This is a genomic window from Alkalibacterium putridalgicola (assembly GCF_040959045.1).
GTDB lineage: Bacteria > Bacillota > Bacilli > Lactobacillales > Carnobacteriaceae_A > Alkalibacterium > Alkalibacterium putridalgicola.
Genome location: NZ_CP162615.1, coordinates 1,989,097 through 2,014,439 on the forward strand (window position 1 = coordinate 1,989,097; position 25,343 = coordinate 2,014,439).

At 41.6% G+C, this 25,343-nt stretch carries 21 protein-coding genes; 3 read left to right on the forward strand and 18 right to left on the reverse strand.

Annotation, left to right across the window (positions count from 1 at the left end; all coding sequences use genetic code 11):
- Positions 1-11 precede the first annotated feature (11 nt).
- The gene (gene floA, locus AB4027_RS09480; protein WP_368645147.1) at positions 12-1,001 is read left to right on the forward strand and encodes a flotillin-like protein FloA; all 990 of its coding nucleotides are present in this window, start codon (positions 12-14) and stop codon (positions 999-1,001) included.
- Between the two features lie 5 nt (positions 1,002-1,006).
- A complete protein-coding gene (locus tag AB4027_RS09485; RefSeq protein WP_368645148.1) occupies positions 1,007-1,420 on the forward strand; it encodes a hypothetical protein in 414 nt (137 codons plus the stop codon).
- A gap of 77 nt (positions 1,421-1,497) precedes the next feature.
- Here AB4027_RS09485 and AB4027_RS09490 read toward each other — a convergent pair whose 3' ends face one another.
- The 4 genes from AB4027_RS09490 to AB4027_RS09505 form a co-directional block, all read right to left on the reverse strand.
- On the reverse strand, positions 1,498-2,454 hold the full coding sequence (locus tag AB4027_RS09490; protein ID WP_368645149.1) for an aromatic acid exporter family protein: 957 nt from the start codon (positions 2,452-2,454) through the stop codon (positions 1,498-1,500).
- Between the two features lie 70 nt (positions 2,455-2,524).
- Positions 2,525-4,120: an ABC1 kinase family protein gene (locus AB4027_RS09495; RefSeq protein ID WP_368645150.1), complete on the reverse strand. Its 1,596-nt coding sequence runs from the start codon at positions 4,118-4,120 to the stop codon at positions 2,525-2,527.
- A 66-nt stretch (positions 4,121-4,186) separates the two neighbouring features.
- Positions 4,187-4,489, reverse strand: a complete 303-nt coding sequence (locus AB4027_RS09500) for a phasin family protein (protein ID WP_091529471.1) — start codon at positions 4,487-4,489, stop codon at positions 4,187-4,189.
- An 82-nt stretch (positions 4,490-4,571) separates the two neighbouring features.
- Positions 4,572-5,483, reverse strand: a complete 912-nt coding sequence (locus AB4027_RS09505; protein WP_368645151.1) for an aldo/keto reductase family oxidoreductase — start codon at positions 5,481-5,483, stop codon at positions 4,572-4,574.
- Positions 5,484-5,771: 288 nt separating this feature from the next.
- On the opposite strand from AB4027_RS09505, the gene spx reads away from it, so the two are divergent.
- Positions 5,772-6,182, forward strand: coding sequence for a transcriptional regulator Spx (spx, locus tag AB4027_RS09510; RefSeq protein ID WP_368645152.1), 411 nt, complete (start codon positions 5,772-5,774; stop codon positions 6,180-6,182).
- A 30-nt stretch (positions 6,183-6,212) separates the two neighbouring features.
- Here the strand turns inward: spx and AB4027_RS09515 are convergent, their stop codons facing one another.
- The 14 genes from AB4027_RS09515 to AB4027_RS09580 all read right to left on the reverse strand — a co-directional run bounded on the left by AB4027_RS09515 (position 6,213) and on the right by AB4027_RS09580 (position 25,311).
- On the reverse strand, positions 6,213-6,680 hold the full coding sequence (locus tag AB4027_RS09515) for a YrhK family protein (RefSeq protein ID WP_368645153.1): 468 nt from the start codon (positions 6,678-6,680) through the stop codon (positions 6,213-6,215).
- A gap of 177 nt (positions 6,681-6,857) precedes the next feature.
- Positions 6,858-7,799, reverse strand: coding sequence for a D-ribose ABC transporter substrate-binding protein (locus tag AB4027_RS09520; protein WP_368645154.1), 942 nt, complete (start codon positions 7,797-7,799; stop codon positions 6,858-6,860).
- 1,265 nt (positions 7,800-9,064) lie between these two features.
- The gene (locus tag AB4027_RS09525; protein ID WP_368645155.1) at positions 9,065-10,543 is read right to left on the reverse strand and encodes a gluconokinase; all 1,479 of its coding nucleotides are present in this window, start codon (positions 10,541-10,543) and stop codon (positions 9,065-9,067) included.
- A gap of 9 nt (positions 10,544-10,552) precedes the next feature.
- Positions 10,553-11,455 carry a phosphogluconate dehydrogenase (NAD(+)-dependent, decarboxylating) gene (gene gnd / locus AB4027_RS09530; protein ID WP_368645156.1) on the reverse strand — a complete coding sequence of 301 codons (903 nt, stop codon included), beginning with the start codon at positions 11,453-11,455 and terminating at the stop codon, positions 10,553-10,555.
- Positions 11,456-11,551: 96 nt separating this feature from the next.
- Positions 11,552-12,877, reverse strand: coding sequence for a 6-phospho-alpha-glucosidase (locus AB4027_RS09535; RefSeq protein WP_091487227.1), 1,326 nt, complete (start codon positions 12,875-12,877; stop codon positions 11,552-11,554).
- Positions 12,878-12,907: 30 nt separating this feature from the next.
- Positions 12,908-14,497 carry a PTS transporter subunit EIIC gene (locus AB4027_RS09540; protein WP_091487178.1) on the reverse strand — a complete coding sequence of 530 codons (1,590 nt, stop codon included), beginning with the start codon at positions 14,495-14,497 and terminating at the stop codon, positions 12,908-12,910.
- A gap of 217 nt (positions 14,498-14,714) precedes the next feature.
- Positions 14,715-15,485, reverse strand: a complete 771-nt coding sequence (locus tag AB4027_RS09545) for a MurR/RpiR family transcriptional regulator (RefSeq protein ID WP_368645157.1) — start codon at positions 15,483-15,485, stop codon at positions 14,715-14,717.
- A 348-nt stretch (positions 15,486-15,833) separates the two neighbouring features.
- Positions 15,834-16,682, reverse strand: coding sequence for a carbohydrate ABC transporter permease (locus AB4027_RS09550; RefSeq protein WP_091487183.1), 849 nt, complete (start codon positions 16,680-16,682; stop codon positions 15,834-15,836).
- A gap of 3 nt (positions 16,683-16,685) precedes the next feature.
- On the reverse strand, positions 16,686-17,660 hold the full coding sequence (locus AB4027_RS09555) for a carbohydrate ABC transporter permease (RefSeq protein ID WP_368645158.1): 975 nt from the start codon (positions 17,658-17,660) through the stop codon (positions 16,686-16,688).
- Between the two features lie 93 nt (positions 17,661-17,753).
- Positions 17,754-19,109, reverse strand: coding sequence for an ABC transporter substrate-binding protein (locus tag AB4027_RS09560; RefSeq protein WP_368645159.1), 1,356 nt, complete (start codon positions 19,107-19,109; stop codon positions 17,754-17,756).
- A gap of 389 nt (positions 19,110-19,498) precedes the next feature.
- Positions 19,499-21,793 carry an endo-1,4-beta-xylanase gene (locus AB4027_RS09565; protein ID WP_368645160.1) on the reverse strand — a complete coding sequence of 765 codons (2,295 nt, stop codon included), beginning with the start codon at positions 21,791-21,793 and terminating at the stop codon, positions 19,499-19,501.
- Positions 21,794-22,096: 303 nt separating this feature from the next.
- Entirely contained in the window at positions 22,097-22,744 is a 648-nt protein-coding gene (locus AB4027_RS09570; RefSeq protein ID WP_368645161.1) for an SGNH/GDSL hydrolase family protein, read from the reverse strand.
- Positions 22,745-22,756: 12 nt separating this feature from the next.
- On the reverse strand, positions 22,757-23,650 hold the full coding sequence (locus AB4027_RS09575) for an ROK family protein (RefSeq protein WP_368645162.1): 894 nt from the start codon (positions 23,648-23,650) through the stop codon (positions 22,757-22,759).
- Between the two features lie 44 nt (positions 23,651-23,694).
- Complete coding sequence (locus AB4027_RS09580) at positions 23,695-25,311, reverse strand: gamma-glutamyltransferase family protein (protein ID WP_368645163.1); 1,617 nt, start codon at positions 25,309-25,311, stop codon at positions 23,695-23,697.
- Between the last annotated feature and the right edge of the window lie 32 nt (positions 25,312-25,343).

Here is a 25,343-nt window from a genome sequence, read left to right on the forward strand (position 1 = left end):
GAGAAATGACTATGGATTTATTAGGTAACGGATATGTTGGCATCATTATTACCGCAGTGATCATATTAATACTGATCAGTGTCTTTCTACGTTTTGTCCCAGTGGGATTATGGGTCACAGCGTACTTTTCAGGAGTAAAAGTCGGCATCGGTACGTTAGTAGGTATGCGACTACGTCAAGTCAGTCCCCATTCGATCATTCGTCCTTTGATCAAAGCGACGAAAGCCGGACTTCACTTATCAACAGATGAACTGGAAGCTCATTATCTGGCTGGAGGGAATGTCAACCTCGTCATTGATGCACTGATTGCTTCACATCGTGCTGAAATCGACCTTGAATTTGTAAAAGCTGCAGCAATCGACTTAGCTGGACGAAATGTGTTTGAAGCTGTTCAGGTCTCAGTTAATCCTAAGGTTATCGTGACACCGGACATTGCCGCAGTAGCAAAAGACGGTATCGAAATCATTGCTAAAGCAAAAGTAACCGTACGGGCAAACATTGAACGTTTAGTTGGTGGTGCAGGTGAAGATACGATCATCGCCCGTGTTGGTGAAGGTGTCGTTACGACCGTCGGTTCTGCTGATAAGCATTCCGATGTTCTTGAAAACCCAGATATGATTTCTAAAACCGTTTTAGGTAAAGGATTAGATTCTGGTACAGCTTTCGAAATACTATCCATCGATATTGCGGACGTAGACGTTGGCCGTAACATCGGAGCTAAACTTCAGACAGAACAAGCTGAAGCGGACAAAAACATCGCTCAGGCTAAAGCTGAAGAACGCCGCTCCATGGCGATCGCCCAGGAACAGGAAATGCGTGCAGAAACTCAGAAAATGCGTGCGAAAGTGGTTGAAGCCGAAGCTGAAGTCCCACTTGCTATGTCAGAAGCTTTAAGAAGCGGCAACATGGGTGTCATGGATTATTACAAAATGAAGAATGTAAATGCTGACACAGAAATGAGAACAGCGATATCCGGCCAATCATCTGAAGAAGAAGAGTGATAAATATGCCTTTCGTATTTGTTTGGATCATTCAGTTATTCATATTTTTCGCGATCGTTTCGTCCATCGCAACCTTCTTCACTAAGTTCACTAAAAATGCTTCCAACCAGAGGCACACAAATGACCGCAGTGAAGTGGAAGCGCCCGTACAGTCGACGGAAACCGTCAGACGAAACGAGAAAAAAACTGAGAGAATAAGCAACCGCCCTGTGCGTGAAGAGAGGTACACACGTACACCGAGAGCAAGAGATAAAGTACGCGAAACGCATAGACCGATGATCAAAGATGTTGTAACCATTGATGATCCTTACCGAGCTAAGGAAAAGAAAGTATCGACTTCTTTCAGTAAAAAGAGGCTGAAAGAAGCCATCGTCTATAAAGAGATATTGGAAAAACCAGTCTCTATGCGAGATGATTAGCTGACTATAAATAAAAGCTTCAAACAAGAAGTGACAGGCCCTTTTCCGGCTGCTCTTCTCTGTTTGAAGCTTTTTATCTACTCTGAATGAGTCATAAAAAAGTCTCTCTTAATTTCAATAAAACGTTCAATATCTCTCAGGATCTGAAATAAAATAGCTCGACTTTCAAATTCTGCTCTTGTTCTTGGTAATTTCGATTGCCTGAAATGACGATACAGGACTGAGATATGATCCAGCAGCGACAAGCCTGGGTTCGTTTCATGGAGCTGATTGGCTATATCATCGAACAGTAGTGCAAGCTCCAAGTTCTGTTCTGTTTCAAGTCGCACAGCCGTTATATTCTGAATCATGACCTTTAATATGTCCAGTTGTCGTTCTCTCATTAGTGTGTACTTGATGTAGTAATCACTATAATTAACCAACTGGTTTTCATGATCCAGCAGGGCTATTTGTTCAGTCTCCTCCAGTAGGTCGGCAAGCTTGCGTGCCTTAGCATTAAGCGCTTGATGCGCGGTATCTCCCATCAGATAAGTATGAAACAAACTTAAAAACTGACGCAGTTCCTCTTCGATCGAGCGGATCTTCTGATTTAAATCTTTTTCATAAGAAGGCATCCATAAATTGAAAATAATAGCGATCACTGCCCCTATGGTCATTAAAAGCAGTCCGTTGATCTGCCAGTACAACGCGATACTCTCAGCAATAACAAAGTGCGTAACTAATACAGAACAGGGTGCGATACCCGACTGAAGATTATACCTGTAAGCCACAGGTACATAAAATAACAGATACAGACTAAAAGTCAAAACGGAAAATCCGAAAAGATAAAATATAACGGAGGCGATAAAAAATGCCACTACCGTTGAAGCTAACCGCTGTAATGCTGTAGCTATCGACTCTTTTTTCGTGTCCAGTACACTCAATATGGCTATAATGCCTGCTGCCATTGGGTACTCAAGACCGAGTGCTTGAGCGATCAGTATAGAAATAAAGGTGGCGAGGACAATTTTTATCGTTTTTAACTTAATGGTCATACTATCTGTCCTCTCTTGTTGTAACATTCAATTCAGATACTCTTTAAAAGCCGGAGTCATTGAAACTGAGTCATAAGGTGCCTGACTTGATAATAGATATCAGTAGCCAAAGCCCCATCACGCCTGCTCCAATAAAGATGATGATAGCAAAAATCGAAACACCGGCGGCTTCTGCCATGACAAATATGATGGCAGATGCAAGGATCAGAGCGGCAATAATGACAGCAAAAACTAATCGATTGACCATCTTGTTTACTTCACGCCATTTTTCATCAAAGTGGACCAGATCGATGTGAACCATCAGTCTTCCATTATTGACAGTATCTAAAGCACGTTTGAGTGAGGAAGGAAACTTGATCGAATCCATTGCCAGCTGATAGGCGCTCATTTTCACTTTCGCAGAAGAGAAGGATTCAAAGATCTCAATATCATCACTTGACTTAATATAATCCGATGCGATCTCCAAAATATTTATATCGGGATGCAGATCGGTGACGACACCTTCCAGGATGGTCAAAGATTTAGCCAGAAGAATGAAATCATTGGGCATGACCATTTTATACTTACGCGTGACGTGCAGGACATCCGAAAAGAATGAACTTAAATCGATTTGTCCAAAGCTTTTTGAAACATAAGACTGATAAAAATCATCCAGATCTTCCGAGAATTGAAACCGGTCGACTTTTTCTTTCATAATAGCCATCTGCAGTAACAGGTTCATCAGCTGATCGATATCTTCAAAGACGATAGCACGCATCATTTTGATCAGATCTTTCTTCACTGCTTCAGACAATTCACCAATTATACCGAAGTCAATAAATACGATTTTATTATCGCTTAGAATAATATTCCCAGGATGAGGATCACCGTGGAAATAACCATCTTTAAACACTTGAGAAAGAATGGAAAACACCAGTTTTTCTGCAATGTCTTTTTTGATATATCCTTCTTCTCTGATCTGCTGAAGGTTCAGACTTCTGATCCCTCCAACGTAATCTTCGACCAGTACGCGCTTGGATGTATACGGCAGATACGGCGTCGGTACACTGACCGCATCGTTTTCCTTATTAAGCTGTTTAAATTTTATAAGTGCCTGACCTTCATTTCTAAAATCGAGTTCTCTCTTTGTCGTCTCTTCGATTTCTTTAAAAGCCGCTTCCACATCGACAAGCATCTCTTTTACCGTCTCAGGAGCCATGGAAACGATGCGTGAGAAAAGCTTGATATCTCTAAGAAGATTTTCTTCGATTTCAGGACGCTGGACTTTAATGACAACATCTTCACCCGTTAATAATTTAGCCTTGTGCACTTGAGCCACAGAGGCACTCGCTATCGGTTTTTCATCGACCCACTCAAATACATCATCAAGAGATTCCTTGAATTCCTCATGAAATATCCGACTGATCTCAGAAAAGGGAAAAGGTGGCGCATCATCTCTTAACTTAGACATTTCATTTATGTAGTTGGGAGGCAATAAATCTTGACGTGTCGAAATGATCTGACCGATTTTAATAAAACTCGGACCCAATTCTTCAAACGCTAAACGAAGATTTCTAGCATCCTGTTCTTTATGTTTGGTTCGCAGGCGCGTGCGGTAAATATGCCCGAATCCGTACGATGCCAGCACACTTGCGATCTCTCTTAAACGCTCACGGTTACTTTTCAAATGTCTGCCTCCTCTCTTTAAGTTGAAAAGAGGTGCTGACCAAGGATATGATCAACACCACCAACCTTATGCATCAGTAGATTTATTATCGAGTTTTCTTTCAAGTTCTTTTACTTTTTCTTCTAAATCATCAATGTCCTGGCGCTGGGCCACGTTCATTTCCAGTAAAACAGCTTCAAGTGTTTCTTTATCTTCCGAAGTTAGGGTGTTGTTTTTCTTCTGTATCAATTCTTCTGTTAACTTTTTCCCCTCAGAAACTGTCAATTTCCCGCGACTGACTAATTTATCTACCTGTTCAACCGCTTTTTCGACTGCGATCGCTGTGGAGCCAACGCCGATCAACAATGCTTTTTTGATATCTTCTAACATATGATAACCCCTTTCGTTAATAGACACTCTCATTATATCATTCATTTGTTCTGATGTCAGATATAAGCAAATCTTCCACTTTTTAAGGGACGATATTGCCTGCCGCACGATAAATACTGTACCATTCTTCTCGTGTCATCGTCACACCTGATGCTTTGGAATAATTTCTTATCCGTTCAGGTGTCATCGTACCCAAAATGACCTGCATCTCCGCTGGATGTCTAAGGATCCAGGCGATCGCCATTGCTTCATTATCTACATCATATTTTTTTCCGATTTCTGTCAGCTTATCATTCACTTCCTGATATTCAGGATTGTTTAAAAAGACCCCTTTTTCAGCATGGACTGGAGACCATGGCTGGATCGTCATATCATTGATGCGGCTGTAATCAAGTATTGCCCGGTCATGATCGATCGAGTTTTCATTTTTAGTATTTACGTGGATCCCTGCATCTACCATGCCAGTATGCATCACGCTGAATTGCAGCTGATTAGCTATCAATTCCTGATCGATGTATTTTTTCAGGAGTTCGATCTGCAGCGGGCTATGATTGCTTACCCCAAAATGCTTCACTTTTCCAGCTGAATGCAATTGATTAAAAGCTTCAGCCACTTCCTCCGGTTCAACTAGAGCATCCGGACGGTGAAGAAGCAGGACATCTAAGTAATCCGTGTCCAGACGTTTCAATGACCCTTCCACTGTGGATATAATGTGTTCTTTAGAGAAATCGAAAAAGCCTGAACGGATCCCTGCTTTAGACTGCAGGAGTATATCGTCTCTTTTGATCGATGTTTTCTTTAAAGCTTCTGAAAAACGCTGTTCAGATTCTCCTTTGCCGTAAATATCTGCATGATCATAAAAATTGACACCCTCGTCATAAGCGGTTTCAATCACTTCTGCTGCCTCTTTAACATCCAGTTTATCCATACGCATACAACCTAAAGCGATTTCAGAAACACTTAAATCAGATCGACCCAATTTAATTTTTTTCACATTGAACCCTCCATATATATGATAGTTTCATTGTACTATCTTTATGATGTAATTGCTAAACTAACACCAAAAAAAAGGTATAAACACTTCTGAACATATGTGACAAAATTGTGTCAAAGAAGTTACTTATATTAAATTAGCTCATATGTGACGAAAAAGTGTCAAATAGTATTGCATTTTCTTTTAAAACCTCTAAAATAGTAATTGTAACAAAATGTTCACACTTTTCTGAAATCTTAAATCGAGTATACATACTCACACTTGGACTTTTGAAAGGAGTCATAACCCATGATCACATTATACGTTTCTCCGAGCTGCACATCTTGTCGAAAAGCTAAAGCATGGTTAGAAGAACAGGAGTTACCCTTTACCGAAAAAAACATTTTCCATGAACCGTTGACGAAACACGAAATAAAACAGATACTTAGCCTGACTGAGGAAGGTACCAGCGAACTGATTTCTTATCGTTCACAGGCATACCAGACCTTAATGCTTGACATCGAAGACTTATCAATGAATGAACTCCTGGATTTGTTCACCGAACAGCCAAGTCTGATCCGTCGTCCGATCATAATGGATGACCGTCGTTTACAAATCGGCTACAATGAAGAAGAGATCAGATGCTTCCTTCCTCGAAAAGTAAGAGAAATCGAACTTGCAGAGATCCATCGTCAGTTAGCAGTTGAAGATTCAGCCTAAGCAAAGAAAAAATGAGTAGATGATAGTCATCTACTCATTTTTTTCTTTGTGGTCAGAATGGTCTTCAGAATACTCTTCATCTCTTTTCTGTGATTCATCGCTCCTAGCTTCTTCATACTTGTTTTTTAATTCTTCTCCAGGTTTAAAGTTCTCCTCAGCGTCACCCAGCACTTGCTTTTCATATTCATCTTTATCATAAAAATAAACGTATTTTATTATTCTGAGGACAGGTCGCATCAGCAGGAAAAAACTGGCAAAAATGTACAAATACATGCCCACACGTTCCATATCTGTAAAGGTCTGCATCAGACTTCCCGATAAATATAACCCGCCTGTGAGCAAGTCATTGGTCAGGGATACGATCGTATAGTAGTTCTGGAAATAGATACGGAATCCGCCAACTTTTACAACGACATCTTCATCTTTTCCTGGATCGACTTTATGTTCTTTTTTCTCTATTTCAGGTTTTTCCGGTCTGATTGGTTTCTTAGGTTTCATGCTTTTGACACCTCTCACTATACTGATTACTTATAGAATAGCAAAAGATTAGAAGCGGGTCATGAAATATGACTTGAAATCAAGATGAACTCGAGTACCTCGACACTTATAAATCTCTATCGATCATCACAAGCAAAAAAGGAACTGCAAGAGTCCCTTTTTTTGTAAATTATTTTATTATTCGTTTGTAATGAGCTCTAAAGGTGCTGCAATGTATTCTTCGATCTCTTCTCCATCAAAGTATTCGAACGCTGTTTCCATTGCGATACGGCCCATCTCTACTGGCTGCTGTGCAATCGTTGCATCCATACGTCCGGCTTCAATGGCTTCTAAAGCATCATCGTTTCCGTCAAAGCCGACAACAATGATATCTTCAGCCAGTCCAGCTGCTTCGATAGCTTCTAAAGCACCGAGGGCCATTTCATCATTCTGTGCAAAGACAGCTTCGACATCTGAATTACTCTGGAGCATATTCTCCATGACGGTCAAACCTTCTGAACGGTTGAAGTTGGCTGTCTGGCTGTCTACAACGTCCAGTCCGTCTTCAGCGACGTTCATGAAGCCTTCTCCACGTTCACGCGTAGCAGAAGCTCCCGGTACGCCTTCCAGCTGAACAGTTACTGCGCCTTCTCCTATCAGATCAATAATATGCTGCGCAGCCATTTCTCCACCTTCAACGTTATCTGAAGCGACCAGCGTCACCACATCTCCGCCTTCTGTGGAACGGTCGATCGTGATTACAGGGATGCCGGCACTGTTAGCAGATTCAATGGCCGGTTCGATGGCTGCTGAATCGACTGGATTAATAAGCAATACATTGACTTCCTGCTGGATAAGGTCATTGATATCGTTCAGCTGTTTAGCTGTATCGTCCTGGGCATCTACCGTTCGGACTTCTGTTCCTTCTGCTTCAGCTGTATTCACGACTCCTTCTTCCAAAGAGACAAAGAACGGGTTATTCAGGGTTGAGACAGATAGACCGACAACCATTTCTTCAGGTTCTACACTTTCAATGCCTTCTTCACCATTATCTTCCGTGTTGCTTCCTTCTAATCCTGTCGTTCCACAAGCTCCCAATAGTAATGCTGATGCACTGAACAATGCGACTAATTTTTTCATCTTTATTTCCTCCTAATAGTTTTTATGATTTTTAATCATTTTTGCGATCTAATAATACAGCGATGATGATGACGATACCTTTAACGACCTGCTGGTAAAAACTGGACACACCGATTAAAAAATGCAAACGTTTTTTTAACAACTATACTTCATGCGTAAAAGAGTCCTGCGTTCCCGCATGGATTTTTTCAGTTTAATAATCTACAAAATTATAGATTCAACTGTCATTGTATTGGCTTTGAGATTCCTGTTGCACATTTCTTCAAAAATCGATGAAAAAAAGGCAGAATAAATCTATGGTGTTTTTCTAAAGATAGCCACAATGAAATAAATAAGTTATAGGTCAATTTTTAGCATGAAAATATTGGTAAGAAGTTGCTGTACGATCACCAAGGAAAGATTTTTTTGTAAAAAAGCAAGTAGATAATTGCTTTACTATAATGAGTTGTCTAACGGATTTCGGACATTCAAATGTGAAGCTTGTCCTCACCTGAAGAAAACACCGACATAACCTAACGCATCAACCCGTTCTATCAGAAGGCGAACCGGACTTAGGGATGAAGCGTCTTTATCAGTGCACTCAGACCAATTTGGCTCTAAGTTTACCGATATTGCGTCTTTATCAGCGTACTCAAAATCATTTGGCTCTGAGCTTGCCGATGTTGCGTCTTTATCAGCGCACTCGAACTCATTTGGCTCTGAGCTTACCGATGTTGCGTCTTTATCAGTGCACTCAGACCAATTTGGCTCTGAGTTTACCGATATCGCTTCTATATCAGCGTACTCAAAATCAAACGGCTCTAAGCTTGCCGATATTGCGTCTTTATCAGCGTACTCAAAATCATTTGGCTCTGAGCTTGCCGATGTTGTGTCTTTATAAGCTTACTCAAACTCCTATGGCTCTGAGCTTACCGATAATGCGTCTTTATCAGCCTACTCAAACTCATTTGGCTCTGAGTTTACCAATATCGCGTTTATCAGCGTACTTAAAATCAAACGGCTCTAAGTTTACCGATGCATTCACAACACCGCTGTGCCAATAACTGGTTAATCACTGGGCTGACCGTTATAAAATACGGTATTAATTTTTTGAAAAAAGACATTATATTTTTTTATGTATATGTATCATATTAGAAATTTAAATAAATATATATCTATACAGATATACGCAAATGATTAAAGCATCATGATGAACCGCTTTTTCACTTTATTTAAAATGGCTGAGGCACTGAACTTTAACAGTTCAGTGCCTCAGCCATTTTTTATCAGTAGTTTTTCGAATATTCTTGTTTTATACGGTGCATCTCTTTAAGTGGTTCAGATAATTTCTGATAGAGTTCGTATTGCTTGCGGTATAATTGAACGACTTTAGCATTTGGTTCAATTGTAATTTCTTCCGTCCCCATTCTTTCCATTTGACCTTTAATATCTAGCTCACTCACTAGTACTGCTCCTAAACATGAACTTTCGAACTGATTAGAGAGTATGATCGGTTTATTAAAAATATCAGCTGTCATTTGTTTCCACAATGAAGAATGTAAATAACCACCTGTGACTTTAACGTTTTTACACTTACCTCCTGATTTTTCCAAGATTTCTAAAACCAGAGCTAAGTTATACAGGACTCCTTCCATCAAAGCTCTCACAAAATGTCCTTTTGAATGGGTTGCATCTATCCCAATAAACTGCGCCTTTACTGACCCATCCCAAAGAGGAGCACGTTCTCCATTCAAGTATGGATAAAACATTAGACCATCTGATCCAGGGTCAACTCCCTCAGCCAGTTTATTCAACTGTTCATAATTCAATGAAAGAATATCTGCCAGCCACTGAAAGGCATTGCCTCCATTATTGACAGCCCCACCGACTACCCATCTGTTTTTAGATAAATAGTAACAAAATGTACGTCCTTTAGGATCTAGAATGATTTTATCAGTTACCATTCTTAGTGCTCCGCTCGTTCCGATAGTCATCGCCACTTCATTGATCCCTACAGCATTTAAGCCTAAATTAGCCAGACATCCGTCGCTCGCCCCTATGACTAGGACCGTGTCAAGAGAAAGGCCAGCTTTGTTATACATTTCTTCAATGCTTTGAGTATAGACATAGTCGGTGTCAACAGGATCAGAAAATGCCTGTCGATCTAGACCGATAAATCCAAGAATCTTTCGATCCCAGTCTAAGGTCTGTAAATTAAATAGCCCGGTTGCTGAAGCTATAGAATAATCGATTTTCCATTCGCCTGTATAAAGATACATAACATATTCTTTGATACCCACAATGTGCTCAGCTTCAACCAGAAGTTCTGGGTAATTCTTTTTCAACCATAGCAGTTTACTAAAAGGAGACATCGAATGAATAGGAGTCCCCGTTCGTTCATAAACCCAATGAAGATCACCCTCATGCCTCGTTGTTTCCAGCACATCATTCGAACGATTATCTGCCCATGTATAAACGGGCCCCAAAGGTTTACCTTTTGAGGAAAGAAGTAAAGTACTGTGCATGGCACTTGAAAAAGATACCGATTTGACTTGTTTTCTGATATCCTCGTTATTCTGAAGCAACTGTTGAATAACAGATGTCACAGCGCCAACAATATGTTCTGGGTCCTGTTCAGCCATCCCTTCGACAGCACGCAAAGTGGGATAAGAACCTATTGCTGTTTTTACAACAGCTAACTGCCCGTTGTATAAAACTCCTTTAGTACTCGTTGTCCCTATATCTATTCCGATTCTATACTCCATAACAACTTCTTAGTCCTCCTTCTTAAATATTGCATGCCCTCCAAAACCATTCCGGAGTGAAGCAACCACTTTTTCCCCATATTTATCGTCATCCGTTGAAGAGTATCTAACCATTAACGATTGAGCAATGACAGGGACCGGTACCTGCATTTTTAATGCTTCTTGAACTGTCCATTGACCTTCTCCAGATGATTGAACGACACCTTCGATATCGTCAAGACGACCATTAGCACTTAAAAAGTCAAAAGCCAATTCCATTAACCAGCTTCTGATAACTGATCCGTTATTCCATACTTTTGCTACTTTTTCCATCTCAAAATCATACTCTGCATGTTTCAAAACATTAAAACCTTCACCGATCGCTTGCATCATGCCATATTCCACACCATTATGGACCATCTTCAAATAATGGCCACTACCACTCGGACCCGCATATAAATAGCCATCTTCAACATTTATAGAAGTAAAGATTTCCTCAATTTCTGTAAATGCTTTTTCGTTTCCACCAATCATCATACACGCACCATTTCTAGCCCCGGAAACACCACCGGATGTTCCAACATCAAAAAACTGAACATTGTTTTCTTCACATTCCATACCGCGACGTTTCGAGTCTTCAAAGTGAGCGTTCCCGCCATCTATAATGTAGTCCCCGGCGTGCAGATGTGCTTTAACTTTTTGAAATACTGATTCTGTTATCTCCCCAGCCGGTAACATCATCCAAATTATTTTTCGATCAGTAAACTGTGACAGCAAGTCAGGGATCGATTGTGAAAATTGAATCCCTCTCGCTTTCGCTTCCTCACTCAAAGTCAAATCAGCATCCATTCCCAATACACGATATCCCTGTTCCACCATATTTTCTGCTAAATTCAAACCCATCTTCCCTAAACCGATTACTCCTACTTCCATCTTCTTCTCCTCCTAATTTTCATGAGTAAAGGGCCGGATTTTATCCGGCCCTTCGCTATTTATCATACTAAGCAGTCATTTCCCATCAGATAAGCATCAACGTAATTCAGGCCAATATTCGCCATTGGCTGCTATCAAGTCATCCAAAACATCTTTTGCAACTTTGGCACTCGGTACAGTTTTAGATAAGGTGAGCGCCTGCCATAGTTTTTGGTAACTGCCCTCAATATAAGCTTCAACAACAAGTTTTTCTACTGTTACTTGCTGGAACATCATTGCCTGCTCAAACGGAGGTATTTTCCCCTGAGCTAATGGTTCTGGTCCATCATTGCCGACGATACACGGCACTTCTACCATTGCATCATCTGGAAAATTAGCAATAGCGCCATTATTTTCTACGATCATCAACATTCTTTCATGCGTATTGAAGGCAATCGCACGAGCTAAATCGACTATAAATGAGGCGTGACTATCTATGTGGAAGCCACCGTCTACGGCTGTTCCTTTTTCTATAATATTTTGCGCTGCAGTAAATACTTCTTTTTCTCGGCCATTCATTACTTCATTAGCCCGTGTATAATCTGCATTCGAATGTGCCACTTCATAATCAGGATACAAATAATATTTTAAATAGGTATTTGGTAAGTAACTCGGATTGACAGCTAATAGATCTTTTGCTTTTTTATGGGTTTCCTGCCAGCTCTCATCCATATGCTGAGTATCCACTTCTACTTTAGTCAAGTATCCATTCTCAGCTACATAATCACGGATCTGATCGATATATTCATGGCCTTCTTTATCTTTGATACTGGTCCACCAGCCGAAATGGTTTAAGCCAAAATAACGGACTTCTAAATCTGCAGGATCTTTTTCAATGATTTGTGACATTCTACGTAAAGTGCCTACTGGCATATCACAAATATTAAGTACCTTTGAATCAGGTCTTAGAGCACGGCATGCTTCCGCCACGATTGCAGCCGGATTCGAATAGTTCAGCATCCAGCAATCTGGTGAGTACTTCTCCATATAATCAATTATTTCCAACATTCCTGTAATACTACGCATTCCATACGCGATTCCTCCGGGTCCACAAGTTTCTTGGCCGATAACACCGTGACGTAATGGAACTTTCTCATCTTTTTCACGCATCTCATATTTCCCTACACGTATATGTGCCATACAAAAATCTTTTTCAGTAAAGGCAACTTTTGGATCGGTCGTATAAGAAAATTTCAAATCTGGAGCCTGCTCTTTAAGTAAAATTTCCAATGCTTTTCCTAATTGTGCTTGACGTTCTTTGTCGTTGTCATACAGAACCAACTCTCGCATAGGAAACCGGTCCATGTTATCGAGCATCATCATAACGATCCCAGGTGTAAATGTGCTTCCACCACCTGCAATAACTACTGAAAACTTTTTCATCAATAATCCATCCTCACTTTTGTATTTCATTTATTCTTCTACAGGTTTGCGATTCAGTACGGTATCGACTGCTTTTCGAATTTTAGTTACTTGCAGACCATACACCACTTGTACATTGTTTCCTTTTTTCATAATCCCACTTGCGCCTGTTTCGTTTTTCAATATACTCTCATCGATAATGTCTGGATTAAGAAGTGTCAAGCGTAAACGCGAATAACAGTTAGTAACAGTTTCAATGTTTTTATCTCCGCCTAATGCACTTACGATAGTGTGGGCCAGTCCTAAGTCGTCTACAGATTCATTCCCTTTTGCTTTTTTCTCTTTATAATCTTTTTTAGAATATAACCGTGTTTCACCTTCTGCATCTTCTCGACCGATTGTTTTATAATTGAAAACCTTGATCAGAAAACTGAAGAGGAAATAATAGATAGCAAAGAACAATAATCCTACAGCAACATACATTGGCCATCCAGTACGGTCTATCCCAAGAGGGACATTATATAGTAGAAAATCCATAAACCCGTTCGGTCCGATAGCCCTGACATTTAGTAAATTCAATACAACCATACTCAGTCCGCTTAAACCGGCATGTACCACGAATAACAACGGTGCCACAAACATAAAAGCAAATTCGATTGGTTCAGTTACACCGGCAAGAAAAGATGTTACAGCCGCCGGAATCAGAATAGCTTTTGCTTTTGCTTTATTCTCAGGCTTAGCTCTATGGTACATAGCTAAACACGCACCAATCAAACCAAACATTTTTGAAATACCACGTGCATCCCAAATTACACTTGGTGCAAGCAGACCACCGTCTGGGTTGGCTATTTCGGCAAAATAAATATTACGTGCGCCTTCAAATATTTCTCCTCCGACTTCAGCAATACCACCTAATTCACTGTACAAGAATGGGGTATAAACTAAGTGATGCAACCCAGTTGGAATGAGCAGGCGTTCAAGAGCACCATACAAGAAGAGCCCGAAGTTCCCGCTTTGATTTATTACCAATCCTAAACTTCTGATACCAGCTTGGAAATAAGGCCAGATAGTTGTAAATATAATAGCTAATAGAACAACGACTGGGATCAACACGATAAATACAAAACGTGTTCCTCCATAGATTTGAAAGGCATTGTTAAATTCGGTATCTGCAAACCGATTATGAACGATCGCCGTTGCAATTCCTAAGAAAATACCCAGAAACACACCCATATCTAGTATCTGCACACCTAATACCATTGTTTGTCCAGTACCTTGCAGACTACCTTCGATTAACATTCCCTGGATGCCCATATAGCCATTCATCGCATTGATAAAAACTAAATAGCCAAGTAAAGCAATGAATCCAGCTTCCGACTTCTTCTTGTTAGCCAAACCAACTGCCAGCCCTACCGCAAAGACCAAACCTAGATTGACTAGTATCGAAACAAGCGATCCTGATAAAATCGTCCCGAATCCTTTAGTGATTGGATTATCCAAAAAAGGAACGACTTCAAGTAATCGTGCATTCGTAAATAAATTACCGATGGCAATCAAAATACCAGCGATCGGTAATATTAACACGGGTATAAACATCGCTTTTGAAAATTTCTGCATTGTATCCATAACTCTTTCTTTCATACTTTTTCCCTCCAATATATTTAAGTTGAACTTAGTGTATCGAGAAACCGCTTCAATTAAAAGGCTTTCACGACATGAAAAAACGTGTTTCGCTATAACGAAACACGTTTCAGGATAAACCTATGACCTAGCATTTACCATAAATTTATCAACACTTCATAGAAACTCAAACGAACGAATTGATATTTAAAATAAGTACTGCTTTATTTTTTGATTTTTAATTTTCTTCTGTTACTTCATTTAATTCTTTTAAGTAAACACTGAGTAAGTACTCAATGAGTAATAAAGTAAATGGAAAAAAAGTATTAGGAAGCAGGTTCCTGTCGTCTAACTTATGCTGATCGGTAATCTTAAAATTCAACTCACTGCATTTAGCTATCCGATTGGGTGTTTCTTTTGTAAAGGAAACGGTATAAATACCAGCTTTTTTAGCGGTATGCATTTTATCAAGAACACCTTGGGTTTCGCCGGATTTAGAAACAGCTACAAAAACTCCTATGTTCTTTAAATTGTTCTCTAACACCCCCACTGAATCCAAAGAAGTAGCTATAATAACCTGTTTTCCAAGTAATAGTAATTTTTTATATAAATACTCAGCTGTTATAGCAGAAAATCCTGCGGCATAGATGAAAATAACTTTTCCCTCTAAGCAAAGTACTTTCTCTACAAATCTATCTATCTTCTCAGATGAATTATGTTGAAAAACTAATGAACCCTCGAGTTCGAAAAAACCCTTTTCATCATTTTCCTCAGTTTCCTCTTCGGTATTAACCAATGGTAACAGATGATAATACAAATCAATAAAGCCAGTATAACCTAATTTTTTTGATAATCGAATCACACTTGCAGGTGATGTAAAATTCTCTTTTGCGATTTGTCGTACACCTTTTTGAAGAACACAGTCCATGTTCTCCAATATGTATTGAAGTAATTGTTCATCCAACTCTGAAAGTGCTTTTCCTTGAACTATTTTAGTTATATCAACCACAGTTATCTTCTCCTTATTTTTATCTCACAACAAGTATATCGAAAATCTCTAATAATAAAAGGCTTATTTCCATTGTACTCTTTGTGAGGAATCTATAATCGATTATCATTAGAATGATTGTTTCCTTTTTCTGAACTTATTTTCATGTCAGAAGAGAGCAAAATTGCTTTGCCATAACGCCGACAATGATTGATACTACATTATTAGCGAGCCATTAAACAGCAGGTCTTGGGATCGTTTTATGGATAATCTATGAAAAGTCACTGATTAAACAACGGTTAACAGACAAAAAAGGCTGAGACTTTGTCCCAACCTCTTTCATGTCTGGTCATATTATTTTTTAATAGGTTACTGTTTGATACTTCCGGCTGTAACTCCGCCGATAATGTAACGAGACAGAAAGGCATAGAGGAAGAGCAATGGTACGACGGATAATGTGATACCCATATACATGGCTCCATACTCTGTCTTATATCCATCCGTGGTCAGTAACTGCACCAGCATTGGCAAGGTGTACATCGAACGGTCATTGATCAGGATCAATGGAAGCAAGAAGTTATTCCATGATGCGATGAATGAGAAAATAGCCATCGTAGCCAGAGCGGGGCGCATCAACGGTAAAATGATGCGGTGGAAGATGAAAATTTCACTCGCCCCATCTACACGAGCCGAGTCGACTAAGGCCGGATGGTAGATCGTCTCCAGATATTGTTTCATGAAGAAGACGGTCGGTGCACTCGCCACAGAAGGTAATATCAGTGGAATATAGTTATTCAGTAAATCCATGTTTGCCATGAATTTATAGAAACCGATGATACTTACCTGTGTCGGGATCATGATCAGCAAGAGGATGATTCCCCAGATGAGTTTTTTACCTTTGAACTCATAAACGATGAACGCATAAGCCGTCAGGGATGAAAAATACAAACTCAAAATTGTTGCACTTGCAGCGATAAAGAATGAGTTTCCGTACCCTTGAAAGATATTGAAACCTTGATCTCGCAAGTGTGTCCAGTTAGACCAGGCCGAATCGCTTGGAATAAGTGAAAGTCCCTGCTGGATTTCAGGAGCGGATCGGGTTGCATTGACGATCACGACCCAGAAAGGTATGATACTTAACAGTGTTAACAAGGCAAAGAATACATAGATCAGTGTGCGCTGCGCCTTCACAGTTTTTGGATTGCCTGTTTCGTACATAGCCTATTTCACTCCTTTCACGGATTTTTTAGCTTTTTTGTCTCGGAAACTGTTAAAGATAAACAAGCTTAAAATAGAGGTCATAATAAGGAGGAAAACAGATGCAGTTGAAGCAACGTTTAAGTTTCTTCCGCCCTGGAATGCTTGTTTGTAAATAAAGATCATCATGGTTTCAACTGATTGTGCCGGTCCTCCACCTGTCAGCAGGTAAGGGATATCGAATATCTGCAGACCACCGATTAGAGAGGTGACCAGTACATAAAGCGTGATCGGCTTCATCAATGGCATGGTGATTTTTGTGAATGACTGCCAGTCCGTTGCACCATCAACTCGCGCAGCGTCGAACAGATTCTCATCAATACCTAAGATACCTGCCTGCAGAACGATGGTTGTCTGACCATACCACATCCAGAATTGAATGAAGGAAACGATCAAACGTGTCCCGATGACACTTCTGAAAAAGTCGATCGGTGAACTGATCAGTCCCCAATCCATCATGATCAGGTTCAGCGGTCCACGTGGATAACTGAATAAAGAGCTGAAAATCAAGGCTACTGATGCAGCAGTGATGATATTCGGGAGATAGAACATACTTTTAAAGAATCCTGTCGCCTTTAGATTCATCCTCCTGTTTGTAAACCAGTAGGCCAAGATGAAGGCTAAAATGATCTGCGGGAAAAAGTTGACTAACCACAGAATAGTCGTGTTGAATACTGATCTTCTGAACAATTCATTGTTATACAGTCTCTCGAAGTTCTGGAACCCGACAAAGTTTGCCTCGGTAGCCCAGCCTGCCAGATCGGTAAAGGATAAATAAATCGTATAGAACATCGGATAAAAGTTAAAGATCAGGAAAAATATGAAGAAAGGCGCCACAAAGAAATATCCCCATTTGTTCGCATCTTTTCTTTTTGCCAAATTTTTAGGTCTTTTTGTAATTGCTTTGCTTTCTGTTGTCGTATCAGATGATGTTGCCATAATATCTCCTTTCCATGTAGTGGATAAAGTGCAGTGAACGCTTGCGATAAGCGTCCAGCTGCACTTTCCTTGTGCTACACTTTTATACTATTTTTAATCCACCTGCAGGTTAGGATAGAGGTTTTGAACTTCCAGTTTGAAAGCTTCGATTGCTTCTTCTTGAGTCACTTCGCCTTTAGAGTAAGGTGTCAGTGCCAAGTCGTCGAAAGCTCCAGAAATGGTTTGGTCGTATTCCGTAATGATCGAACCGTCAATTGCTGGAATAGCATCAGCAAATGCATCGTAGTGATTTTGTCCACCCAGGAATTCTTCTTCATAATCTCCACGGACTTCTTCTACAACACCTTCATGCGAAACAACGTCTCCGGTTTCTTCTGCCCATGTTCTCATAAAGTCTTCACTCGTTGTCAGCCATTCAACTAACTGAGCGGCTTCTTCCTGCATATCGGACGTTTGAGTGATCCCCATCCATGTACCACCACGGAAGTATGAAGTTGGTCCTGTTACCATTCTCCAGTTCCCTGCTGTTTCATCAGCATTTGGTTTCAGCCAGAAGTGCATGCCCCATGTCGGCAGGCTGTAACCCATGACTTCATCACCATTCATCGCTGCGAAGTATTCTTCTCCCTGTGGATCTGCATCCATCATCAGACCTTCGTCTACCATGGTTTTGGCTGTGTCTAGAAGTTCGTACAACTGGTCATCGATGACTAATGTGTCATCTACTACCCAGCCTTGTTCACGGGACATATAGTAAGGGTGGTTCAAGTCACCACGACTGGACACCATATATACGGATCCGTCTGTGGCCTCTTTTAAGTCACGTGCTGTATTCAGGAATCCGTCCCAGTCACTGATAGCTGCCTGCATATCTTCTGGTGATTCAATACCCAGATATTCACTTGCCAGATCTTGACGGTAGAAGAATGCGCCTGGCGTTGTCTGCCAGGAGTTTGCAACGAATGTACCGTCTTCCTGTGTACCGATCTCTTTTACATAATCAAATGTATTTTCAGCACCTGAAGCAATTCCTTCGAACTGGCTCAAGTCTACAAGCATGCCTGACTCGACATATTTTTTAACAAAGGCCTGCTCAGCAAAAATGACATCCGGAGCACTATCTGTACCAAAAACAGGGTCTAACTGAGTTTCAAACTCTTCGGTAGGAACTTCAGAAATATTGATTTCATAATCTAAATCAGGAAATTCTTCAAGATAGTAATCATTGATCATCGTTGCAGCTTCATCAGTAAACGTCCAGACATCCAGGACACCTTCGCCGCCGGTCGTAGGCGCTTCAAACGCCTCGCCGTCTTCTGTTTCAACGACTTCTTCATCAGTTGCCCCTTCATCAGCTGTACCTTCATCAGCTGTGTCGCCGTTTCCGCACGCTGCCAATGTTAGCGCTGACATTGTTGCTAATCCTAAAAACCATTTTTTATTTAACATGAATATCCCTCCAAATTATAATGTGAGTGTCCAATCAGAAAACGTCCCCTGTTTTTTTTCGATAGTACTCCTCCTTTTAACTCCTTCTTCTACTTGTTCAATGTAAGTTAAACCAATAAGTAATCGATTTCATTATAGAAGAAGATTTATTGTGAAGCGTTTACATACCTGATTAAAAATTATATTAGTTTGTTCGTCTGACAAACTAATAGCGGTTACATGTATATAATACCTTCTTGTTTGCTGAAATGCAATAGTTTTTTCAACATTCATTTCAACACATGACAGTTTTGGGCTAAAAAATTACTAAAGTTACAGAAAAACGCTAATTTAATAATATATACTTGAAAATAGACGACAAAAAAAGAGAAAACACAGTTTCTCTCTTTTTACTGATTTTTCTGTTTAATGACGAAAAGGGTTCCGATTCCAACCACTATAAGACTCCCTGCTGTCCCTCCGATCATCCACGGGGACCACGAATCACTCTCATTGGTAGAGCTTGTAGTTGACTGACCGTTCTGTGCAAGCTCAAGCACTCCGAACACTGAGGTATTCTGATATGCCTGACCAGTCAAGTCATTCCATACTGCAATACTTTCCCTTGCTCCCGAGTTTGCATCATTGATCTGCAGATCAAACCCGATTTCCTGTCCCGGTTCTGGTTCAATGATCTGCCAGGGTATCGCTACCTGCACAGTATAACCTTTGTCAGTTTCATGCACTCTGGACTCTATACCTGACGGATCCGTCATTTCACCAAACGACTCTTCCCCCTGAGCATTCACACGGTATTGTCCGTCACCGTCCTGATAGGAAGCTGAATCATCTAATGACGTGTTGACGAATACTTCAACAGAGTCCTGCTCCCATGATTCTTTACCGGAAACATCGATGCCATCGTCTGTAACTTCTACACGAACATACAAATTATTTTCATCCCATAAAACACGCCCAATACCCGAAGCGCCCTTCCAGGCTATCTGGTATCTGTCGACGGTTAGTTCTGCTGCATCGGTCCAAACCGCATCGTCTGTTACGGATAAGTCAGGTGTGCCGTAGCCAGCTCGGGCAGTTTGTTTATCAACTTCTCCGGTTTCTCCATATCGTGCCAGAAAACCTTCCGGATCGATCACTGCTTCATAAGCTTTTTTGGCTTTGAGATCCCTGTCAAACAGAAGCGGGCTGCGTTCAGACCGCCAGCTTGTTGCATCGTTCAGTCCCCAGAATGTGACTCTGGAAATAATATCGGAATGTTCTTTGTACAGCTTGAACAAGCCAGCGTAAATCAGTGCTTGATCGATTTCCTGTTCTTCACTCAGTTCTCCTGTTCCGCCCGCTGTTATATCCAGTTCGGTAATACCGATTTCAACGCCCAGTTTCCTGAATCGTTCAATAGACTGGCGAACATTGTCCACACTTGTCCCGATGTTGTAGTGTCCCTGCATACCGATACCGTCGATGAGCAGCTCTCCCGGGTTATCTTCTGCATAACTGTCATTTATTTCCTTGACCATAGTGTAAATGGCTATTGCTTTATTCTGATTATCATCATTATAGTCGTTGTAGTAGAGTTTCACGTCTTCCCAACCGTTTGTGTCCAGAACTTCGCGTGCCTTCATATATGCCAGTTCCAGATAATCGTCACCGATCGCTTCATACCATTCAGAACGCCGCAGCATCGTCCGCCACATTTCAGGATCCCTGGGATCGTCATTCATAGCTTCGTTGACGACTTCCCAGGCAATCACATCATCTCCGTACTGCAGGATCGTTTCTTCTATATGTCGTTCCATATTTTGAAGGGCTTCTTTTCTCGAAAGCAACTCTCCCTCTTGTGTATGAAGCCATTCAGGTGACTGCTGATGCCAGACCAGCACGTGACCATGAAGCTTCAGGCCTTCTTCCTGGATGCGGTCGACTAAACGCTGCTGGTCCTTGAAATCAAATGCCCGGTCAGCACCATAGGCATATTCCGGCTTCATGGCATTTTCTGCCGTGACCAAGTTATGATGATGTGTCAGCAGATCCAGTCTCCGACCTTCCAGTTCCGCCATGGACACCGCATTACCTATGAGAAAATGGTCAGCATACACATCCTTGATCGGCTGAAGTTCAGTCTCTATTGAAACGTCACTTTCCAGTTCGCTGGACGTCATCGTAAAATCGTCGATATAGAAAGGAACGGTCTGATTATTTACGCTTTCGACATACACACTTATGAATCCATCACCATTTCCGTCATATCTATACGTCCCTTCCAGATTGATCCATTCGTCTGCAGAAGCTGACTGAGTGTCTATGATCTGGTAGCTTGCATTATCCCCTTCACCTATCTGAGTCGACAGCTGCAGATCATCCAGTCCTTTATCCGCAAATTTTACCCAAACTGAAAAGAGGTATTCTTTTGACAGATCCACTTTGTTTTCGATCCGTATCGAAGGACCATTCCAGGCTTCGCTTCTATTTTCTGTCAGCAAAGAAAACTCGCCTGTGTAGGCATCAAGGTCCGTGCGGGTCAGACTTTCCGTTTCACCTCGGGGGATCAGCAGATGGGTTTCTTCCTCGAATCCTACTGTGACCTCTTCATACTCATCAGCTGAAACACCTACTGAGATGAATGCCGCTCCCATTATAAGAAGCGCCGAGCACATCCCTGCAGCTTTTTTTATTTTATCAAGCATGTGACCTCTCCTTTTGATATCGCTTACAATTCTCTTCATATCTTACACGAGTTTCAATATAATTCAATGATTAATTTATTTTTTAAACTAACCTGTTTTTGAGCAAAAAAAATACGGACAGTTTGGCCTGTCCGCATAATCGCAACCTATAAAATAGGCGAGGTTCACGTTCACAGCGTGAATTCTCCAATACCGACTTCCTGTCGTGATGATCAAACATCTGTATCGTGCATGAAGTTTCCACAAACAGTGGAAACATTCGACTCATCGCATAAAATTAATATTAGCACACTTCGTTCAGCTTTACAACACTTTTTTATCGATCACTGCATCCAGCCACGCTTTGGCTATATAGCCGTGTCCGGCAACGGTCGGATGAACGCCGTCTTCCCCTGTATAGTAGCTGAAGCCGTTTTTTATTCCCTGGGCGTTCATGAGCCCATCAAGCGGGATCAGTTCAGTCTGATATTCTTTCGCCATTTTTCTGACGATCTGAATACGCGGATCGAGGTCTCTGCGCCAGTTCATGCGGTCTTTGGGATAAGGCAGCACGAACGGCTCCATCAGGATCACACGGGCATCGGTACGCTGGTGCAGAGATTTCAGCAGGAATCGATAATCGGACTCGAAAACAGCCAGTTCCTCCTCTGTTACTATGTGGTTGTTGTCCTGATTTCTCCACGTATCGTTGATTCCTATCAGAAGTGTCACGATATCCGGATCAAGATCCAGACAATCTTCTTCCCACCTGTTCTTGACATCACTCAACTTATCTCCACCGATCCCACGGTTTAAAAATGTCAGTCTCTGTTCGGGCATATTCGTCTGAAGGTAAGCAGAAACAAGCAAAGGAAATCCCTGTCCTAAGTCGTCTGGATCAGTCCTGTCACGTCCGGCGTCTGTTATGCTGTCTCCGATAAATAACAGGGTATCATCATTCATTATTTTCATTTTGAATTCTCCTTAGTCAGTCGTCAGCGAGTCAGTATTCTTCTGCATGAAATTATAAACAGCTCCGATTAGATTGGCATCATTCCTGAAGGTACATACTTCCAGTTCTGGACGGAACGTTTTATAGTTTATCCGTTTCAGAAGATCATCGAATTCTTTATTCAGCCGCTCAATGAGCCCATCCATACTGGAGACTCCTCCACCGATAATGATCTTTTCTGGATCGAAAGCATAGGCCAGATTGTAAAGGCCTTTTGTCAGATAAAAATAAAATTTATCTACTTCTTCTTTAGCTAACGGATCGCCGTTTGTTGCCAGCTCGAATACCTGCTTCCCGTCGATTTCGTCTTGGGCAATGCCTTTACGGTCAGCGTAGCGTCTAGCCATCCTGACGGCAGTCCCCAGATCGCTGAAGGTCTTATCGCCATCAAGCAGCATGTAGCCAAACTCGCCCCCAAATAAATGGGGGCCGTGGTGTACCTGTTTATTTACAATAACTGCCCCGCCGATACCTGTTCCTATAACGACAAACAAAACTGTATCATTTTCTCGGGCAGATCCTTTCCAGACTTCAGCCAAAGCAGCACTGTTCGCATCGTTTTCAAAAGTGACAGGCAAATCAAATAATCCTTCCAGTTCATCATAAATAGGGAAAAAGTGAAGATACTTTACAGCACTGATTCCTTCGATCTGTTTGGCCTCCTGATTTACTGCACCCGGGGCAGAGAAAGCAACGCCTTCTAATGAATAGCGCTGTTCCGCATTTCCTTTTACAGCTGCCAGCTTTCCTTTCATTTCTTCCCAAGTCCCTGGTGTCTTGAATTTATCTTTTGCAACTAACTGTTCTTCACTCCAGACCCCATATTTGACTGAAGATCCTCCAATATCAAATGCTAAAATCGCCATGTACCTGCCTCCTGAATTTTATGTTGGGTGATGAGTCTCCATCGCTACCAGACGGCAACGTGTCCATCTGTACGCGGTTCTGTCGCGCCTATATACGTGTCATTTTCTGTTTTTATAATGATCTGTCCTCTGCCGAAATGACCCTTTTCCAGTTCTACCTCTACTGCATGGCCTCTATGTTTAAGCTCATTGATCAAGGCCAGCGGCATCGTCGGTTCGACCATCACTTTTTTATTCTTGACCCACTGCCATCTCGGTGCATCCAAAGCATCCTGCGGGTTCATTTTGAAATCGATCATGGATTGCAGGACTTGTAGGTGTGCTTGAGGCTGCATCTGCCCACCCATGACACCAAACGGTCCAATTGCCTGATTTTCTTTTGTTAAAAAACCTGGGATGATCGTATTGAAGGGGCGCTTCCCGGGAGCCAGTGCATTGACATGCCCCTCTTCCAGGGCAAAGCCCACAGCACGATTATTAAGACTCACACCATACCCCGGAACGACAGCGCCTGAACCAAATCCCATGTAGTTGCTTTGAATATAGGAAACCATATTGCCTTCATTATCAGCAGTCGCCAGGTACACCGTTCCTGAATTATCACTGAATCCCGGCTGAGCATCTATCGCCTGATCTCCTATCAAACGGGCTCTTTCTTTTGCATAATCCTCTGACAATAGTTCGGATACATTCAGTTTCATGTGGTCAGTATCCGCTATAGTCAGTTGACCGTCTGAAAATGCCAGTTTGATAGCCTCTATTTGCTTGTGCAGCGTATCTGGATCATCTCTACCTTTCATATCGACATGCTTCAATATATTCAAAGCCATCAGCGCCACGACTCCTTGGCCGTTCGGCGGCATTTCCCATACTTGGTATCCCTTGTAGTCCACTTTCACCGGTGTGACCCATTCCGGCTGATAACCCGCCAGATCGTCTTTCCGCAGATATCCCCCGTATGCCTGCGAGAATGCATCGATCGCATCAGCGATTTCCCCCGTATAAAAAGCTCGCCCCTTTGTCTGTCCGATGAGACGGAGCGTCCTGGCATGTCCTTTTGATGACCATACTTCCGTCACATCAGGTACACGGCCTCCGGATGCATACACATCAAACCAGGATATCATTTCCGGATACTGTTCTTTTTCTTTAGTGAAGCGGTTAAACGACCGCTGATACGCATTGTGAACGGTGTCAGAAATCACGACACCTTCTTCGGCCAGTCTTGCTGCCGGTTCCAGGACAGCTTCAAGTGACAGTTTGCCATGTTTTTCGATAAGTTCCGCCCAGCCAGCTGGGATACCAGGTACGGTGACAGCCTTAAGACCGTAAGTAGGAAACGGTTTCGATTTATCCAGATAAGAAGCGGGCACCATTCCTTTCGGCGAAGGACCGCTTGCATTCAAACCATACAGCTGTTCATCTTTCCAGATGATGCTGAAACTGTCTCCCCCGATACCGTTCGATCCCGGTTCGACCACTGTCAAAGCTGCAGCCGTCGCAACAGCAGCATCGACCGCATTTCCCCCGGCTTTTAAAATGTCCCTTCCAACCTGTGCGGCAAGCGGATGAGACGCTGCAACCATCCCATTTTTTCCATAGACAAGTTCTCTCCTTGAACCATAATGAAATGTTCCTGTATTGAAGTCCAAATCTCCCATGTGTATATTTATCCCCTTCATATGTAACACCG